Source organism: Agrobacterium sp. CNPSo 2736 (genome assembly GCF_004005385.1).
Taxonomy (GTDB): Bacteria; Pseudomonadota; Alphaproteobacteria; order Rhizobiales; family Rhizobiaceae; genus Agrobacterium; species Agrobacterium leguminum.
The window spans coordinates 180996-199147 of the sequence record NZ_RZTX01000006.1; the positions used below are offsets into that span (position 1 = coordinate 180996).

The 18152-nt window shown below is 61.1% G+C and carries 17 protein-coding genes; 12 read left to right on the plus strand and 5 right to left on the minus strand.

Annotated features, from left to right (window positions below):
• Positions 1 to 4: 4 nt before the first annotated feature.
• On the plus strand, positions 5 to 892 hold the full coding sequence (locus EM858_RS12800) for a LysR family transcriptional regulator (protein WP_080820294.1): 888 nt from the start codon (positions 5 to 7) through the stop codon (positions 890 to 892).
• A gap of 19 nt (positions 893 to 911) precedes the next feature.
• Here EM858_RS12800 and EM858_RS12805 read toward each other — a convergent pair whose 3' ends face one another.
• The 5 genes from EM858_RS12805 to EM858_RS12825 all read right to left on the minus strand — a co-directional run bounded on the left by EM858_RS12805 (position 912) and on the right by EM858_RS12825 (position 4146).
• Positions 912 to 1463, minus strand: coding sequence for a DinB family protein (locus tag EM858_RS12805; RefSeq protein ID WP_127756884.1), 552 nt, complete (start codon positions 1461 to 1463; stop codon positions 912 to 914).
• Between the two features lie 90 nt (positions 1464 to 1553).
• Positions 1554 to 2150 carry an NUDIX domain-containing protein gene (locus EM858_RS12810; protein WP_127756885.1) on the minus strand — a complete coding sequence of 199 codons (597 nt, stop codon included), beginning with the start codon at positions 2148 to 2150 and terminating at the stop codon, positions 1554 to 1556.
• A gap of 28 nt (positions 2151 to 2178) precedes the next feature.
• A complete protein-coding gene (locus EM858_RS12815) occupies positions 2179 to 3024 on the minus strand; it encodes a PhzF family phenazine biosynthesis protein (protein WP_080820290.1) in 846 nt (281 codons plus the stop codon).
• Positions 3025 to 3075: 51 nt separating this feature from the next.
• Complete coding sequence (locus tag EM858_RS12820) at positions 3076 to 3705, minus strand: LysE family translocator (RefSeq protein WP_080820288.1); 630 nt, start codon at positions 3703 to 3705, stop codon at positions 3076 to 3078.
• Positions 3706 to 3741: 36 nt separating this feature from the next.
• Positions 3742 to 4146 (minus strand): VOC family protein, encoded by a 405-nt coding sequence (locus tag EM858_RS12825; protein ID WP_080820286.1) that lies wholly within the window; start codon positions 4144 to 4146, stop codon positions 3742 to 3744.
• Between the two features lie 136 nt (positions 4147 to 4282).
• On the opposite strand from EM858_RS12825, the gene EM858_RS12830 reads away from it, so the two are divergent.
• The 11 genes from EM858_RS12830 to EM858_RS12880 all read left to right on the plus strand — a co-directional run bounded on the left by EM858_RS12830 (position 4283) and on the right by EM858_RS12880 (position 18127).
• A complete protein-coding gene (locus EM858_RS12830) occupies positions 4283 to 5629 on the plus strand; it encodes a PLP-dependent aminotransferase family protein (RefSeq protein ID WP_127756886.1) in 1347 nt (448 codons plus the stop codon).
• A gap of 54 nt (positions 5630 to 5683) precedes the next feature.
• Complete coding sequence (locus EM858_RS12835; protein ID WP_080820283.1) at positions 5684 to 6301, plus strand: amino acid transporter; 618 nt, start codon at positions 5684 to 5686, stop codon at positions 6299 to 6301.
• 341 nt (positions 6302 to 6642) lie between these two features.
• On the plus strand, positions 6643 to 7410 hold the full coding sequence (locus EM858_RS12840) for an aspartate/glutamate racemase family protein (RefSeq protein ID WP_080820281.1): 768 nt from the start codon (positions 6643 to 6645) through the stop codon (positions 7408 to 7410).
• Between the two features lie 16 nt (positions 7411 to 7426).
• Positions 7427 to 8365, plus strand: coding sequence for an ABC transporter permease (locus tag EM858_RS12845; RefSeq protein ID WP_080820279.1), 939 nt, complete (start codon positions 7427 to 7429; stop codon positions 8363 to 8365).
• The gene (locus EM858_RS12850) at positions 8365 to 9168 is read left to right on the plus strand and encodes an ABC transporter permease (RefSeq protein WP_080820277.1); all 804 of its coding nucleotides are present in this window, start codon (positions 8365 to 8367) and stop codon (positions 9166 to 9168) included. Before EM858_RS12845 ends, EM858_RS12850 begins: the two co-directional genes overlap by 1 nt.
• Before the next feature lie 64 nt (positions 9169 to 9232).
• On the plus strand, positions 9233 to 10336 hold the full coding sequence (locus EM858_RS12855) for an ABC transporter substrate-binding protein (protein ID WP_244557355.1): 1104 nt from the start codon (positions 9233 to 9235) through the stop codon (positions 10334 to 10336).
• A gap of 71 nt (positions 10337 to 10407) precedes the next feature.
• On the plus strand, positions 10408 to 11466 hold the full coding sequence (locus EM858_RS12860; RefSeq protein WP_080820273.1) for an ABC transporter ATP-binding protein: 1059 nt from the start codon (positions 10408 to 10410) through the stop codon (positions 11464 to 11466).
• Positions 11467 to 11561: 95 nt separating this feature from the next.
• Positions 11562 to 13103 (plus strand): hydantoinase/oxoprolinase family protein, encoded by a 1542-nt coding sequence (locus tag EM858_RS12865; RefSeq protein ID WP_080820272.1) that lies wholly within the window; start codon positions 11562 to 11564, stop codon positions 13101 to 13103.
• Positions 13104 to 13113: 10 nt separating this feature from the next.
• Complete coding sequence (locus tag EM858_RS12870) at positions 13114 to 14202, plus strand: DUF917 domain-containing protein (RefSeq protein WP_080821052.1); 1089 nt, start codon at positions 13114 to 13116, stop codon at positions 14200 to 14202.
• A gap of 1 nt (position 14203) precedes the next feature.
• Positions 14204 to 15292, plus strand: coding sequence for a DUF917 domain-containing protein (locus EM858_RS12875; protein WP_080820270.1), 1089 nt, complete (start codon positions 14204 to 14206; stop codon positions 15290 to 15292).
• Between the two features lie 90 nt (positions 15293 to 15382).
• The gene (locus EM858_RS12880) at positions 15383 to 18127 is read left to right on the plus strand and encodes a LuxR C-terminal-related transcriptional regulator (RefSeq protein WP_245482992.1); all 2745 of its coding nucleotides are present in this window, start codon (positions 15383 to 15385) and stop codon (positions 18125 to 18127) included.
• Positions 18128 to 18152 lie beyond the last annotated feature (25 nt).

Below are 18152 nucleotides of genomic sequence, written 5' to 3' on the forward strand. Positions count from 1 at the left end.
CGTCATGGACAAGCTCGGAACACTCGGCATATTCATTCAGGTGGCGGAAGCGGGAAGCTTCGTGGCCGCCGGGCATCGCCTCGGCATCTCAGGATCCGCCGTCGGAAAAGCCATTGCGCGTCTGGAGGAGGAACTGGGCGTAAGACTGTTCAATCGCTCGACGCGCAGCATGGCCCTGACGGAGGATGGAAGTTTCTTCCTCGATACATGCCGACGCATCCAGTCCGAATATGAGACAGTGCAGGCGCAACTGTCGAGATCGCAGGCCGTTCCGCGCGGGCAACTTCGGGTGAGCCTTCCGCTTGCGGGCATGCTTCTGATGCCGACGATATCCGCCTTCATGGAGGTATATCCCGAAATCAGCCTCGACCTCGATTTTACCGATCGTCTGGTTGACGTCATCGAAGAGGGATTCGACGCCGTCATCCGAACGGGCGAGATCAGGGACACACGGCTGATGAGCCGCAAGCTCGGCACTTTCAGACACAGCGTCGTGGCGGCATCCGACTACCTCAAGGCGCATGGACGCCCGGAGGTTCCGGAAGATCTTGTCCGGCACCGCTGTCTCCACCATCGCTTCGCCAATTCCGGAAAGCTTGAGCCGTGGCCGCTGGTTCGCGAAGGACGCGAAATCAGGATCGATCTGCCGGTCGCCACCGTTGCGAGCACGCTGGAACCCCTGATCTATCTTGCGGAACGATCATTCGGGATAACATGCCTGCCCTCATTCGCGGTGACATCCGAAATCGCTCAGGGGAAACTGGTATCGCTGCTGGACGATTATATGGCCGACACAGGGACCTTCCGCGTCCTCTGGCCGACCAATCGATATCTCTCTCCAAAAGTCAGAGCATTTGTAGACTATATGGCCGCCAATCTTTTCGCCCGGTGATCGAACCGACGGCAAGCGCTCAGTAAGCGCCGCGATAATGATCCCTGATAAAGACGGGAAGATCGTTTGACGGCGGCGTAAAAGGCACCTGATACATCATGTCGCCGACAAAGCCGCGGTGATAGGTGCCATGATTGACGATATGCAGCACGATCTGCTCGCGGGTCATGACGCCTTCCCCTCCTCCGACAAATTCGAAATGAACGGCTGTCGCGAGGTCTACGTCCGACCAGGTGTCGACCATATCGACATACCAGCGGTCCATTTCCTGAACGGCTTGCCATAATTCGCCAATTGCGGGCGGATGGTCGGTGTTGCGGGCGGTGTAGCCGTGTTTCTTTCCTTGTAAATGATGCCTGAAAATATCGTCCACCACATAAACGTGGTTCAGCGTATGCACCATGTTTCCGAACCGCGTTGGCCTCTGCCGAAGGGCTTCACCTTCCGGCAGCTCCATCACGCTTCTGAACGTCAACCCGTTCGCCCAGGCCTTGTAACGTACCAGCATTTTCAGGGTATCCGTTGCCGAGGCGGTGGAAGCATGAACGGGGCTGAGCGGCGCAATACCCATGCTGAAACTCCTTCGTATTTTTGAACTTCAAAAACGATGATCGGGTTGATCCGGAGCCGACGCCCCGGACCGGAGGCATTTGGATCACGATCAGCGTGCCGTGATCTTTTCCTGCAAGAGCCGGATGGCGAGATGCTGGATCAGAATGATCGTCTTGGCATCGCGAATATCGCCGCGGCCGATCATCCGCATCGCCTCGGGCAAGGCGATTTCCAGCACGTCGATGTCTTCACCCTCGTCCTCGGAACCGCCACCTGCCCCGACCTTATGTTTCTCGGCATATTCACCGTAGAAAAAGGCGAGATATTCCGTGACCGATCCGGGGCTCATATAGATATCGAACAGATGCGTAAGTTCGGAAACCTCATAACCGGTTTCCTCGATCAGTTCCGCGCGCATTCGCGTCGCCGGGTCAGCGCCTTCCAGCAGCCCCGCCGGTGTCTCGATCAGCGATTCCAGACCGCCATTCAAAAGCACAGGCAACCGGAACTGGCGGGTCAGCAGCACATTGTCGCTTGCCGGATTGTACAACAGGCATGTCGCCCCGTTGCCGCGATCATAGGCCTCCCGGGTCTGCCGTTGCCAGCTTCCGTCCCTCAGTTGAAGTTCATACTCATACTTGGTCAGCCGTCCCCAATCATCCGCCAATACGCGTTCGGAAATGGGGCGGTAAACACTGCTACTCATCAAATTCACCTCGTTTTCATCTGTCTTTTCAAAGGCCTTGCAACCGGCCTTCGACATGCGTGCACGTTTCGCCGCCAACCCATATCCGGCCGGCATCGTCGCGGGTCAGGTAGATCCGGCCGTGGCGGCCAAGGCGCGTTCCCTGCGCCGCGACATAGTCTTCGCCAACCACGCCCGTCGCGAAGAGCCATTGCGCCAGCGAGGCGTTGAGGCTTCCGGTGACGGGGTCTTCGACGATGACGCCCAGATGATCGCTGAAGAAGGCGCGAACCTCAAAGGCGATCTCGCCGCCTGGCGCATGAGGGCCAACCACACCGATATCGATACGGCCGGGCCAATTGCGGGCCGGGTCGAGGCCAAGCACCTTTTCGGCCGATGCCAGCCTGATTCCCAGCCAGCCGGGACCATTATCGATCCAGGCGGCGCCGATGATATCGCAAGCCTCGATCCTCAATAGCTGCCGCGCTTCTTCCAGTTCGGCCGGCGTCGGTGCGCCGGAACGGATAAGCGGCGGAGCGGCAAAACAAAGTCGCCCATGCAAGCGCCGGATCGTGACCAGTCCCGCACCGCATTCCTGAACAATAGCGGTTTGATTTTTTGGCATGCCGTTGGCGGAGAGCCAGGCATGGCAGCTGCCAAGTGTGGGATGCCCGGCAAAGGGCAATTCCCTGTCCAGCGAGAATATCCTGACCCGGTAATCAGCCTGCGGATGGGTGGGTTGCAGCAGAAAGGTGGTTTCGGAAAGGTTGAACCACCGCGTCAATCGCTGCATTTCATCCGCCGACAAAGCATCGGCGCCGATGACGACCGCCAACGGATTGCCGGAAAGCGGCCCGGAGCCGAACACGTCGATCATATGGATAACAAAACTCATGGCATGGCTCTTTTCAGTTGGGATTGATCGGCAACGCCGATGGTGGGGCTCTCAATTCTGCGAGAGAAGCAATTTCAGTCCCGCAACGGCAAATACCGCAGAAAGCACGGATTCGATCCAGCGCCGCAATCTGGTGTAGAGCGAAATCATCGAAGCGGTGGAAAAGAGAAGCGCATAGCTGCCGAATACAATGACGCCGAGAAGGGCGCAGCCGCCAATGATCGCCGGCAACATGCCCGCAGGCGCGTCCTCGCGAAACCCCAGCGACATGATCGCTATCCAGGCCATGATGGCTTTCGGATTTCCGATATGCATGAGGAGACCCTGCCGGTAGAGCGCCCGATAGGGCGGCGTCGCACGCCCGGTATTCATCCCCACAAGGTCGGAGACCGGCTTGAGGGCCGACCTGCCCGCTCGAAAGGCCAGATAAAGCAGGTAGACGCCGCCAAATATCTTGATGATGAAAAGCGCCTGGGCATAGGCGGCCAGCACGGCGGACATGCCCGTCGCCGCAAGGATCGCCCAGAAGAGCGAACCGGTGATGACACCGGCCGCCAAAGCAAGGGCGGGCATACGGCCATCACGCATCGCCGTGCCCATGATCGCCATGTTGCTTGGCCCCGGGCTGGCGGTGGCGACGATATAGGTGCCGTAGACGAGGGCGATCTGGCTGGCGATCATTCCGATTTCTCCAGAAGCAGGATACTTTCCCCAGCACTATTGCTGGAGGTCTCCGCGATAAACGATGTGGACCTTGTTACCGTCAGGGTCACGCAGATAGGCGCCGAAATATCCGTCTCCGTAATGCGGGCGCGGCCCCGGACCTCCTTCATCCATGCCGCCATGCGAAAGGCCGCCGGCATAGGCCATCTCCACCGCCTCTTTCGACGGCGCCAGAAAGGCGACCATGCCGCCGTTGCCAACCGTGGGCGGCTCGCCGTTGAAAGGACGATAGACATAAAAGCGGGGCAACGGGGAGTGTGCTGCCACCCAGCAAAGCGCCGCAGGCCCGCCATCCGGGGTAACGACCCGCCGCGTCAGGCCGAGCGGGACAAGCACCGCATCGTAGAAGCGTTCCGCCCGCTCAAGATCGCGTGTTCCGACGGTTACATGGCTGAACATTCGATCCTCCAGGCGCCGGCATCATGGCCGATCGCCCGCCGTAAAGTGTGGATTTCAATCAGCGTCGTCATAGCCTATGTTACACTTGATGTTTATTGAAATAGTGTAACGTGACACTTTTATCGAAGGTACGACCGTGCTGCTGCAATCCCCCTGGACTCCCCGTCTTGCAGATATTGAGGCGAATGCCGCAGAACGGCTGGTGCTTGCGCTTGCCGATGACATCATCGAGGGGCGGCTGACGGGCGGCGACCGTCTGCCCGCCCATCGCGATCTGGCATGGAAACTGGGGGTGGGCCTTGGCACGGTGACAAAAGCCTATTCAGTTCTCGAACAGCGCGGGCTGACACGCAGCGTCAAGGGGCGGGGAACATTCGTGGCGCTTCAGGAGGCGCACAAGGATCGGCAGTTCGACCTCTCCTCCAATGCGCCACCGGCCACGCTCAACGCCCGCATTCTGGCGAAGACGCTAACGGGGATCGCCCGCAGGATCGATGCGGATCACATCAATCTTTACGCCCCGCCCGCCGGACATCTGGAACACCGCCGCCTTCTCGCCCATTGGCTCGAAACGCTGGGTCTGACCGTCGATCCGTCACATCTGGTGCTGACGAGCGGCGCCCGCCAGGCGCTGGCCCTGGCTTTCGATCTCGCCTGCGGCCCGAAGGGCCTGCTCCTGACCGAACGGATCACCTATCCCGGCGCGATCGCACTGGCCCGGCGTAAAGGATACCGGATGCAGGGTATCGAAATCGATGCCGAAGGCATGGTGCCGGAAGCGCTTGCCGCAGCGCTCGCCGGCACGACGTCGCGTGACGGCACCGCAGTCTATCTGACGCCGACGCTGCATAATCCGACAACCGTCACCATGGGCGCGGCGCGGCGGCAGGTCATTGCGGATATTTGCCGCCGGGCGGGCGTATGGATCATCGAGGACGGCGTTTATGCGGCATCGGCCGAGGCCTTGCCGCCGCTCGCCTCATTGGCTCCTGAAATCTCGTTTCATGTGAACGGGCTCTCCAAGTCGCTTGGTCCCGGCCTGCAGATCGGCGTGCTTGCATTGCCGGCCGGGCTGTACGACACCGCCGAAGACCTTCTGCAGGACATGCCGATGGCCCCATCCGCCCTCTCCTGCGCGGTGGTTGAAGATTGGCTGACCTCCGGCATCATCTCGTCAATCCAGCGGGATCTACGCCACGAGGCCCGACGACGCTCCAGCCTGGCGGTTTCGCTGCTCGGCACGAACCGGCTTGGCTCGCATCCCGATGCATACAACGTCTGGCTGCCGATGGAACGCGACGCCGCCTATCGCTTCGCATTCGCCGCTGCGGCGATGCGCATCAAGTTGACCCCTCCGGAATCCATGCTGGTGAATCCCGACGATCCGGCGAGCGGTATTCGGCTCTGTCTCGGCGGCCCGTCATTCGACGATCTCACGGAGGCGCTGACGCTTCTGGCGGGGCTGCTGAAGCGTTGGCCTTGAGGCCATCGGCAAATAAACGGCAATACGAAAATTGCATGGAAGCGACCGAATATTATGAGTAATCACCCGCTTGCGCCGGACCAGAATGCGTGGAGCCCCTGGAGCCCTGCCGAACTGTCCCAGCGACTGGACGGCGTATCGCGGCCATGGTGCGTTGTCGGCGGCTGGGCTCTCGATCTGTGGCAGGGGAGCAAGGTGCGCGAACATGACGATCTCGAATTCACCGTCCTGCGCGAAGATCTGGGTATCTTTCGCCGGAAACTGGGTGACATGGAGTTCTATACCGTCAACGATGGCACTATCGAACCGCTGCCGGCGGACCAGCACCCGGCTCCCGAGATTTTTCAAATATGGTGCTTCGATCGCCCTGCCGGGTGCTGGCGCGCCGATATGATGATCGAACCGGGGACGAATGACACCTGGGTTTACAAGAGAAATCCGGAAATAACGCGGCCGCGGATCGAAATAGTGTCGCTGACCGCAGACGGCATCCCTTATCTCAATCCCTCCGCCGTGCTTCTGTTCAAGGCAAAGCACAGGCGCCCCAAGGACGAGGACGATTTCGCAAGAGCCCGGCCAAAGCTACCTCTTTCGGAACGCCTTTGGCTGCGGGATTGCCTCGAGCGCCTGCACCCGGGTCACGACTGGGTACGGGCGCTGCGCCTCCCGTAAGGCCCGCTTGCGGTTAAACCGTTCGCAAAACGCCAGAAACGCCTCATTTTACGACTTTGATCGCCCAATGTTTAATCAAATATCGCAGGCGCATCTGTTTTATGCAGCGGTACCTATCTAAACGGATAGGTACTGCGCTTTCAAACAAGCCATACTACCCACCCAAAAGAGTGAAGCCCCTATTCGCCTAAGCTCTTTCGTCCGGCGGCAAGCCGATGCACCGTAAGGCATCGGAACAAGCGGCGCAGTCACCGGAGGCTCGGCAGGCGTCGGATACGCAACTTCAGGCCTGGTTTTGCCCGCATATGCAAGTCATTGCGGTGCTGAAGGAGATATCGAGAATGCGTGACGTCCATGTTCGTGTCGTATCCCCCATCGTAACGCGCGGCTTTCGCAAGCTGGCGGATCTCAAGGCGCTGGAATATCCCGGCATCAGCCTTTCCCACGCCGAAATAGCCACCGGGCCGGGCTCGATTGAAAGCGAGTTCGAGGCGGCGATGTCCGTTCCCGGCACCCTGCTTGAAATAGCCCGCGCCGAACGGGAAGGCGTCGATGCCGTCATTATCGATTGCATGGGCGATCCCGGCCTGCGCCCGGCCCGGGAGATTTCCGGCATGGTCGTTCTCGGGCCATGCCAAACCGGCATGCATGTTGCCTCCATGCTGGGACACAAATTCTCCGTCATTACCGTCATGCGCCGCCTGATCCCGTCTTTTGAAAACACCGCCGCCCTTAGTGGCCTTTCCAGCAAGCTGGCCTCCGTGCGCAGCGTCGATATTCCCGTGCTGGATCTTGAAGCGGACCTTGCCGCCACCGCCCGCCGCCTCGTCGAGGAAGGCAGGAAAGCGGTGGAGGAAGATGGTGCGGAAGCCCTGATCTTCGGCTGCACCGGCCTGATGGGATGCGCCGCCGGCCTGCGTGAAGGGTTACTCGCCGAAGGCATCGACGTTCCCGTCGTCGACCCCATCCCGACAGCCGTTTCCATTGCCGCCGCCCTCGTCCGCGCCGGCCTTTCCCAGAGCAAGACGACCTATCCGGCACCGCCGGAAAAGGAACTGATCGGTTACGACGCACTGCACAGGGCCATGTTGCCGCAAGCGGCCGAATGACGGGAGAGCACGCAACATGGCGGTATCCGCAATGACGACAACGGACAAGCAGATGGACGGCCTGCCCCTCGCTCAGGTTTCGCCGGCGCGAAAACGCTTCAATGACGGTTTCGGCTTCTGGCTGCTCCTGCTGCCCGCGCTGATTTTTTTCATCGCCTTTTTCGTCGTGCCCACCGCCTCGCTTTTCGCCCTCGCCTTCAACAAATCGGTGGCCGGCGTCATCACATTGTCGAGCGCGATCACCTTCGACAATTTCGTGCGCATCTTCACCCGCGCCATCTATTACGAGGCCATCTTGCGTTCCGTCGGCATTGCCGCCGTGGTGGCGCTGGTCTGTCTGGTGCTCGGATATCCGCTTGCCTATGTCATCGCCAAAACGGTCAATCCCGGCCGTAACACCCTGCTGATGATCCTCGTATTATCGTCCATGCAGCTCGACATGGTCATCCGGCTCTATGGGCTGATGGTACTTCTGGGCGATAACGGTCTCATTAACGGCGCGCTCATCCGCATGGGCATCGTTTCGCAGCCGCTGCCGCTGATGTACAACATCTTCGGCGTCGTGGTCGGGCTGGTGCAGATCACGCTGCCTTTCATGATCCTCTCCCTGATCGGCATCATCAAATCCATCCATCCGGCGCTGGAAGAAGCGGCCAGATCGCTTGGCGCCTCCCGCATGCGAGCCTTCTTCTCCATCGTGCTGCCGCTTTCCATGCCGGGAATTCTGGCGGGCACGCTGCTGGTCTTCGCACTCGCCATCTCATCCTATGTCGTGCCGGCGCTGATGGGCGGCTGGAAGGTCATGGTCATGCCGATCCACATCTACCAGCAGGTGGCGGAAACCGGCCGCTGGCAATTCGGCGCGGCAATCGCCGTGGTGCTCTTCGTCACCAGCCTGATGGCGATCGCCGTCTATCACCGCGCTGCCATGCGCACCACGGGAGGGCGCAGTTGATGCGTGAGGAATCATCCATTCCGCTTGTTTTCAGGCTTCTGTCGGCCCTGACGCTGACGGTTTTGCTGGTCCCCGTCATCATCGTCATCCTGTCTGGGCTGAATGCCGGCGACTATCTGACCTTTCCGCCGCAGGGTTTTTCGTTGCGCTGGGTCTACGCCTTCCTGACTTCGCCAACCTTCCTTTCGGCCTATGGCGTTTCCTTCCTCGTCGCCGGCATCTCGACAGCGATCTCGACAGTGCTCGGCACCATGGCGGCCCTTTTCTTGACCCGCTCCCCCAGCCGTCTTGTTGCACCTTTACGCGCCTTCTTCATGATGCCCATCGTCCTGCCGGGGGTGGTGCTTGGTCTTGCGCTCTATGTGTTCTACGTCACCACCGGCATCGGGCTGGCGCGGAGCATGGCGGGCCTGATTGTCGGCCATGTCATCGTCACCTGCCCCTTCGTCATCGCCACGGTCACCGCCGCACTCGTCGGCTTCGACCGCAGCCTGGAAGAGGCGGCGCGCTCGCTCGGAGCGTCTCCCTTCACCGCTTTCCGCCTCGTGACGCTGAAGATCATTTCGCCGGCCATCTCAGCGGGCACCATCTTCGCCTTCATCATTTCCTTCGGCCAGTTCGAAGTGACGCTGTTTCTCTCGACGCCAAACCTGCAGACGCTGCCGATGGCGATGTATGTGGCGCTGCGCTACGCCTTCGAACCCACCGCGGCGGCAGCAGGCATCTTCGCCATCCTCCTCGTCGTCGTCTCGATGGTGGCAACCTCCAGGCTCATCAATCTGAAGCGCATTTTCGGCGGCTAGGGCCCCGCCGGACATTCAATGAAATACCCGTATCCATAGATTCAAAAACAAGGGGAACATGGACATGACAGGAATGACATTCGATCCCGGCCGCCGCAGGCTCCTCAAGATGGGTGCTGCAGCGGCAACCCTGCCGCTCTTTAACATCAACCACGCCTTCTCGCAGGATGTGACCTATGACGGTTCCGTTTTCGATGCCGGCGGGGCGGTGTTGCGGATCGGGGAATGGGGCGGCCCGTGGGGCGAACTGGTGCACAAATATCTGCTGACCGACTTCGCGAAAGATTTCAACTGCAAGATCGAATATGATTCCACCTGGCCGTGGTTTCCGAAATTCGTCGCCAATGGGCCGAAGAAACCACCGCTTGACATTACCAACTGGAACCTGCCGGAAATGTTCAAGACGGCGGCGGCGGGCGATTTCTTCCACACGATCGACGAAATCCTTCCCAATGTGCCGAACGGCAAAAATCTCTGGCCCTTCGCCACCGCGAACGGCGTCGGCGTCACCTGGGCCTTCAACCAGTATGTGCATGCCTATCGCACAGACCTCGTTACCCCGCCGCCGACCAGCTTCAAGGACATGTGGAAGCCGGAATTCGCCGGCAAGCGCGGCACCTACATCACCTCCAACACCCTGCAGATGGACTTCTTCCTCGTCGCCTGCTCGCTCTTCGGCAAGGATCAGTACGATCTCGACGCCGGTTACAAGGCGATGAAGGAATTGATGCCCGCCAAGATTTCGGATTTCACCGGCAACATGCAGACGCTGATGGATCGCGGTGAAGTGGTCATCGCCGTGCAGAGCGACGCCGAACCCATGCAGGCCCGCGACAAGGGCGCTCCCTTCGCCGTCATGTACTGGAAGGAACTGCAACCGATCCTCACCCAGACCTACACGGTCAGCCGCTATTCCGAGCCGACCCAGAAGAAGCTTGCCTATGCGCTTCTCAACCGGGCGCTGGAGCCGTCCTTCATGACCAATATGGGCAAGGAATTCTACCTGCGCCCCACCGTCTCCAATGCCGTCCTGCCGGACAATCTCGTCAAGGCCGGCATCGTCAACAGCGCCGACGCCACCAAGGATTTCTGGCTGCCGGACTGGAAGGCCTATCTCGAAAACGAAGACGATATCGTCGAGACCGTGAACGAAATCTTCGCGGGCTGACCCTCGCACCCGCAGAACGTCGTGGCCGGCCCCGCCGGCCACGCCCCAGAGGGAAAGGACAACGGAAGCCGATGTCGGATATTCAACTGAAAAGCCTCGTCAAATCATATGGCGACAATGTCGCGGTCGCGGGCATCGATCTGCACATAGAGCAGGGCGAGTTCTTCTCGCTGCTGGGACCTTCCGGCTGTGGCAAGTCCACGACATTGCGCATGATCGCCGGCTTCATCCGCCCGACATCGGGGCAGATCCTGATTGGATCGGATGACGTCACCTATCTGCCGCCCGAAAAGCGCGACATCGGCATCGTCTTCCAGAATTATGCGATTTTTCCGCATATGAGCGTGGCGGAAAACATCGCCTTCGGCCTGAAGCTGCGGAAGAAATCCAGGGGGGAAATCGACAGCTCCGTCGCCTTCGCGTTACGCCAGGTCGGGCTGATGGGATATGAAAACCGCTATCAGCGCCAGCTCTCCGGCGGCGAGCAGCAGCGTGTGGCCCTTGCCCGCGTGCTGGTCACCGAACCGCGCATCCTGCTTCTGGATGAGCCGCTTTCGGCGCTCGACAAATCGCTGAGGGAGGAGATGAAATACTGGATCAAGGACCTGCAGAAGAAGCTCGGCATCACCACCGTTTATGTGACCCACGATCAGGATGAGGCGCTCACCATGTCCGACCGCATCGGCGTGATGCAGAAGGCCAAAGTCGAGCAGGTGGGCACGCCGCAGGAAATCTACGAAAGGCCGAAGACGCTTTTCGTCACCACCTTCATCGGCCAGTCCAACGTCATCGATGCCACGGTGAGAGGCCGCGAAGGCGAAAGGCTCGCGGTCCGCTTCGGCGACAGCACGGCGCTGACCCGGCTTCCATCCGGCAATTTTGCCGAAGGCAAGGCCGTCAAGCTGGTGGTCAGGCCGGAGAACATCATCATCGGCGAGGCCGGCACCGGCCTTGCGGCAACCGTCGTTTCGGAAACCTATCAGGGCGCCCTTGTCCGTTACCATCTTTCGGTCGGCGGGCAGGATATCGTCGCCGAGCGGCAGAACCAGTCCCATCTCGCAAAGCTGTCGCCCGGACAGGCGATCGGCGTGACGTGGGACCCGGAACGATCCGAAGTGCTGGTGGCCTGAGGCCCGGCACCGGAACCAGAAAATCGGGAAAGGATGCAATGTGCGGCGACCGGCCGCGCAGGCGCCCTTCCCTTGTCTATCGACAGGAGAAAGACATGCGTATTGGCATTGATGTGGGTGGCACGAATACCGACGCCGCCCTTATGGATGGGGCAGCGGTCATTGGCGCCTGCAAAAGCCCGACAACGGCCGATGTCGGCTCGGGCATTGTGGCGGTGCTGAAAAAGCTTCTTGGCATGACCGGTGTGTCCGTCTCGCAAATTCAGGCGGTGATGATCGGCACGACCCATTTCACCAATGCCGTGGTCGAGCGCAAGCGCCTGCTGGAAGTCGCCGCCATCCGCCTCGGCCTGCCGGCCACCAAGGGCCTGCCGCCGCTGACCGACTGGCCGAAGGACTTGGCCGACACGCTTGGCCGCCACACCTTCATGCTGCGCGGCGGACATGAATTCGACGGGCGCACCATCGCGCCTCTCGATGAAAAGGGATTGATGGAGGTTGCCGCCACCGTGCGCGAACGCGGCCTGAAGACGGCGGCCATCACCTCGGTTTTTTCGCCGGTCACGCCGGAAATGGAGCTTCGTGCTGCCGAAATCCTGCGCGACGCGGTTCCTGACGTCACCATCTCGCTCAGCCATGAAATCGGCAGGGTAGGCTTTCTTGAGCGTGAAAACGCCTCGATCATGAATGCCTCGCTGGCCGAGCTCTCCCGCAAGGTTGTCTCCTCCTTCCGCAGCGCGCTGAAGGAACTGGACATCAAGGCGCCCTTTTTCATCAGCCAGAACGACGGAACATTGATGTCTCCCGACTATGTGGAGCGTTATCCCGTCCTCACCTTCGCCTCCGGTCCCACCAATTCCATGCGTGGCGCTGCCATGCTGGCCGGCGTCAAGGAAGCCATGGTAGTGGATATTGGCGGCACGACATCGGACGTCGGCATGCTCGTTCACGGTTTTCCGCGAGAATCGGCGGTTGCGGTCGATATTGGCGGTGTGCGCACCAATTTCCGCATGCCGGACGTGCTGGCCATCGGGCTTGGCGGCGGCTCTCTCGTGCGTGACGAGGGTAAGCGCATCGGCCCCGATTCCGTCGGTTACGAGATCACCAGCAAGGCGCTGGTTTTCGGCGGCGATACGCTGACAACCACGGATATCGTCGTGGCGGCCGGTCTGGAGGATATCGGCGACCGCTCCCGCGTTGCGCATATTCCCGCAAAAACCATCGAAACCGCACTGGACACCATGCACCGCATGGTCGATGAGGCCGTGGACCGCATGAAGACCAGCGCCGATCCGCTCCCCGTCATTCTGGTGGGCGGCGGTTCCATTCTGGTCTCGCGCGACCTGCCTTCGGCATCGAAAGTTCTGAGGCCAGAAAACGCTTCCGTCGCCAATGCCATCGGCGCCGCCATCGCACAGGTGGGCGGCGAGGTGGATCGCATCTTCTCGCTGGAAGGCACATCGCGCGACGCCGTTCTGGCGAGCGCAAAGGCCGAGGCTTCTGAACGGGCGGTAAAGGCGGGGGCGACTGCAGCCTCCGTCAAGATCATGGATATCGAGGAAGTGCCGCTCGCCTATCTCCCAGGCAGCGCCACCCGCATCCGCGTCAAGGCGGTCGGCGACCTAGTGATCGGTTGAGGGCATGGCGATGAAACTCACACGCGAACATCTTGCCGATCTTGCCGTCGGCGCGGCTTTTCTCGGAACCGGCGGCGGCGGCGACCCCTATGTCGGGCGCATGATGGTGCAGCAATGCCTGGACGAAGGCTGCGAGGTCGAGCTGATCGACCCCAGCGAGTTGCCGGACGACAGTCTCGTCATTCCGACAGCCATGATGGGTGCGCCGACCGTGCTGGTGGAGAAAATCCCGTCTGGCGAAGAGGCCATCTTCTCGCTCCGTCGCCTTGAGAAACGGCTCGGTAAAAAAGCCGGCTACACCATGCCCATTGAGATAGGCGGCATCAACTCCACCATTCCGCTGGTCGTCGGCGCACGGCTCGGCCTGCCCATCGTCGATGCAGACGGCATGGGGCGCGCCTTTCCGTTTCTCGAAATGGAAACATTCGGCGTTTACGGCATATCCGGTTCCCCCATGGCGGTCAGCAACGAATGGGGCGATTGTGCGCTGATCGAAGCCGTCGATAACAGGCAGATGGAATGGCTCTCCCGCGCCGTCGCCATTCGCATGGGCGGCTGCGCCTATATTGCGGAATATGCCATGAGCGGCGCGGAGGTGAAGCGCACGGCAATTCCCAATACGCTGACACTGGCGATCCACATCGGCAAGGTGTTGCGCAAGGCGCAGGAGGACCACATCAATCCCATCGAGGCGCTTCTCGGCTTCCTGCCCTCCACGCTTTACCGTTATGGCCGCGTCATCTTTCAGGGAAAGATCGTCGATGTGATGCGCGAAACCAAAGCCGGTTTCACCATCGGCCGCGCCCGCATCGAAGCCGTCGCGCCATTTACCTCGCAGATGGAAATAGAAATCCAGAACGAGAACCTGATCGCCAGGCAGGATGGCAGGGTAAGAGCCATCGTGCCGGACCTGATCTCGATCATGAACACGGAAACCGCCGAGCCAATCACCAGCGAAAACCTGCGTTACGGCCAGCGCGTCACCGTGGTCGCCGTCTCGGTGCCCGAGATCATGCGCACCCCGGAAGCGCTCAACGTCTTCGGCCCGGCCTGCTTCGGCCTGAAGGAACCCTTTACCTCCATCGAGGAGATCGACTGACATGGCAATCATTACGGAGCAGGACATAGACGATCTGGCCGTCGGCGCGGCCGTTCTCGGCACCGGCGGCGGCGGCGATCCCTATATCGGCAAACTTCTGGCCAAGGCCGCCATTGAAAAATACGGGTCGGTGGACCTGATCTCGCTCGACGCGGTGCCCGATGGCGCAGCCGTTGTCGCCTGCGGCGCGATGGGAGCGCCCACCATTCTGATCGAAAAAATTCCCTCGGGCGAAGAAGGCGACCTTGCGCTTGAGACCTATGAGGACCACACCGGTATCGATGTCGGCGCCATCATTCCCTTCGAGGCGGGCGGCATCAATTCCATGATACCCATCGTGCTGGCGGCCAAAAAGCGCGTGCCGGTCATCGATGCGGACGGCATGGGCCGCGCCTTCCCGCAGCTCGAAATGGAAACCTTCAACGTCTACGGCGTGCCGGCAAGCCCGGTGGCGGTGGCCGATGAACGCGGCAACCGCGTGCTGATCGAGACCGAAGACGCCGCAAAGGCCGAGTGGCTGGCCCGTGGCGTAACCATCCGCATGGGCGGGCAGGCCTATATCGTCAATTACGGCATGGATGGCGCAACGGCAAAACGCGTCTCGGTGCCGGCCACCATGTCGCTTGCCGTCGGCATTGGCCGGACCCTGCGCGAGGCGGTCGCAGGGCATCTCGACCCGGTCCGGGCGCTTGTCGATTTTTTTGCGGGCACGCATTACGGCCATGCCGAAATCATCACCTCCGGCAAGGTCTGCGATGTCGCCCGCAAGGAAGAAAACGGCTGGTCGGTGGGGATTGCAACCATCGAGCCCTTCGACACCTCGAAACCGAAGGTCAAAATCCGCATCCAGAACGAAAATCTCGTCGCCGAGGAGGAAAGCGGCCGCGTGCTGGCGATCGTTCCCGATCTCATCACCGTGCTCGACATCGACACGGCCGAAGCCATCACCACCGAGAGGCTGCGTTATGGGCAACGCGTGAACGTGCTTGCCGTGCGTGTACCGCCCATCATGCGCACGCCGGAAGCGCTTGCCGTCTTCGGTCCCGCCGCCTTCGGCCTGTCGCAAGCCTACCGGCCACTCGGCTCTTGACGAACGCCCGGCATCAGGCGCTGATAATGCCCTGCCCTTTCCGGACATCATTCCGGCCGGGGCCGGTCGTTCAGTGACGAAAGAGGACCGATGCCGAGCCGTGTCTTGCGTGAAAAGCCGTTGCATGCCGTAAGAACCTTTACCGGCGCCGCGTTGCGCTTCAGCCCGCCGCGCATGCTTTTTTCAGGCATCGAAAGACCCTATCCGCTCTCCAAGCTGGCCGCAGGACTTTCCAGACAGATCGTCGTTCTTCGCGCCCCGCCCGGTTTCGGCAAGACCGCCCTGATGAAAGCGGCCTATGAGCGCCTGGTGGACGGCACCCTTACTTTGCCGGATATGCGCGATACGGCGGTTTCCCATTGCTCCTGGCTCAACGCATCCGGCATTGCATCCCCTGAGCGTTTCGTCGGTGAATTGCGTCAATCGCTTGGCCTTGCCGCAATGGCGGACACGCAGGATGCGATGACGGACGCCATGGAAGCGGTGGCTCGGCGTGAGGGCCTGACCATTCTTTTCATCGACAATGTCGACGAAATCGACACCGGCAGCCGATACCGGCTTCTGGAGCAGCTCATTCTTTCCGCGCCCGATACGCTTCGCATCGCCTGCTCGTCCTGTTCTCCCGCGCAATTGCCGCTTGCCCGGCTGAAAGCACGCGGCGTATTGACGGAGGTGACCGCGCGAGAGCTCGAATTCGGGCGATCCGACCTGCGGCGGCTGCTGGCCCGTGGCGCGATGGCGGCGCTTGTCGACCCCCTGATGGAAATCACCCGTGGCTGGCCCGCGCTGGCGCAACTCGCCGCCGGCATCGTGACCGGAGGCCCGACGGAAGATGAGCGCCGCCTGTTGCTCGCCGGAACCCATGCCGATCTGATGGACTACACGCGCGAAACCGTCATCAACCGGCTTTCTCCGGCGCTCCTGTCCACCCTGCGCCGATTGTCGCCTTTCTCGGAATTTCGTCTCGATCTCGCCTCCGACCTCGGTTTGCCCAGCTTGACGGAGGAGGATCTGGCCATGCTGGAGGCGATGCATCCCATTATCGAAAACGGGCCAAATGGCTGGCTCTCCCTGCACCCCGTGCTTCGCACCTGCCTCGAACGGGACACCGCCTTCGTTTCGGAAACGGAAAAGAAGGCGTTGCATCGCCAGGCCGCCCTCTGGTTTGCAACCCGCGCCCATCTGGAACGCGCCGTTTCCCACGCGGCCCAGAGCGGCGATTTCCATATGGCGGAAGAAATCATCGGCAAGGCCGGCGGTGTCGATATTTTCCTGCGGGCCGGGCATCAGGTGCTGGAGCACCTCATCGATAATTTTCCGCCGGAAATCCTGCACGCATCGCCCGGCCTGATGGTCTGTTATGCCGTGGTGCTCTCCAAGCGCGGCAATGCGGCGGCCGGGCGCGAACGGCTCGATATTCTGAAAGAAAACGGCGAATGGTCCGCTGCCGCACTTGCCGCCGTCGACCGTAGCGTCCTCGACCATATCGACAGCCTGATCGATGTTTATGAAGACCGCCGCATGAGCCCTGCCGAGGCGCAACGGCTGGAACGGGCCGCCGCCGCCCTGCCGCCGCATGCCACGTGGGAACTCGCCTGGCTCTTCAACCACCTCTGCATCATTTACACCCGGACCGGCGAGCTTGAGGAGGCGCGGCGGGCGGCGTTGAAGGCGCTCGGATATTATCGTGAGGAAAAAACGCCCTATGCCCAGGTCTTCATGCTCATCCATCTCGGCCTCGTCAGCACACTGACCGGTGAATTTTCCGCCGCCCTGCAGTTTTGCCGGGAGGCCGAGGAACTGGTGGAACGGGTGCACTGGACGGACAGGAACCTGCTCGCCATCGTCCGCCTCGCAACTGCCGATGTGCTTTATCAGCACGGTGAGGTGCTTCATGTCGAGCAGACGCTCACGGAATGCGTGGAGCCGCTGATACGCGGCGAAAGCTGGGTCGACCTTTTCATGCGCCTGTTCTGGCTGCTGGCCCGCAGCCGTCTTCAGGTCAGCGGCTTCGACGCCGCCGCTGCCGCAATCGACAAGGCGGAGGAAGTGGCGGTGGAGCGCAACCTGCCCCGCCTGAAGACTGCGGCTGCGATCATGCGTGTCGATCTGCTCGTCAGAGCCGGCATGATCGAGTCGGCAACGCAGGCGATGGAGCGGGTGGAAACCCTGAAACAGGCGGGCGGTCCCGGCAACTGGACCTGGCGCGAGGCCTATGATTTCGACATCGCCAGCGCCCGGTTCGCGCTTGCGCAGGAGCAGGCGCCGCAGGCATTGCTGAGGCTCGAAGCCCTGATCCTTTCCGCCAAGACATCCGGCCGCGCCTATCACCGCATGCTGGCCGAAATCATGGCGGTACAGGCATCGTGGAAAGCGGGCCGGCAACAACAGGCCTTCGCCTATCTGCAATCGGCCATCGCCCTTGCCCGCGCTCACGAAGCGACGCAGCTCTTTACCGATGAAGGGCACGATCTTGCCACCACATTGCGCGCCATCGTGCGCCGTTTCGGCCTGAAGGTATTCAGCCCGAACGCGGTGGAATTCATGAGCCGCATTGTCGGACACGGCCTTGGCCGCCAACCGCGTATGGTGATGCCGCTGGGTGGCAATGATGACGGCGCAACACATGCCGCCGGACTGCTGAGCGGGCGGGAGACCACCGTTTTGAAACTTCTCTCCGAAGGCCGCAGCAACAAGGAAATGGCCCGCGATCTCGGCCTTTCGGAAGCGACCGTGAAATTCCACCTGAAGAACATCTACGCGAAGCTTGGCGTCAGCCGGCGCGGCATGGCCGTCTCCGTCAGCAAACATCTCAAGCTGACCGACCGCGAATGATGCCGACATCGATACGCGATGTCGG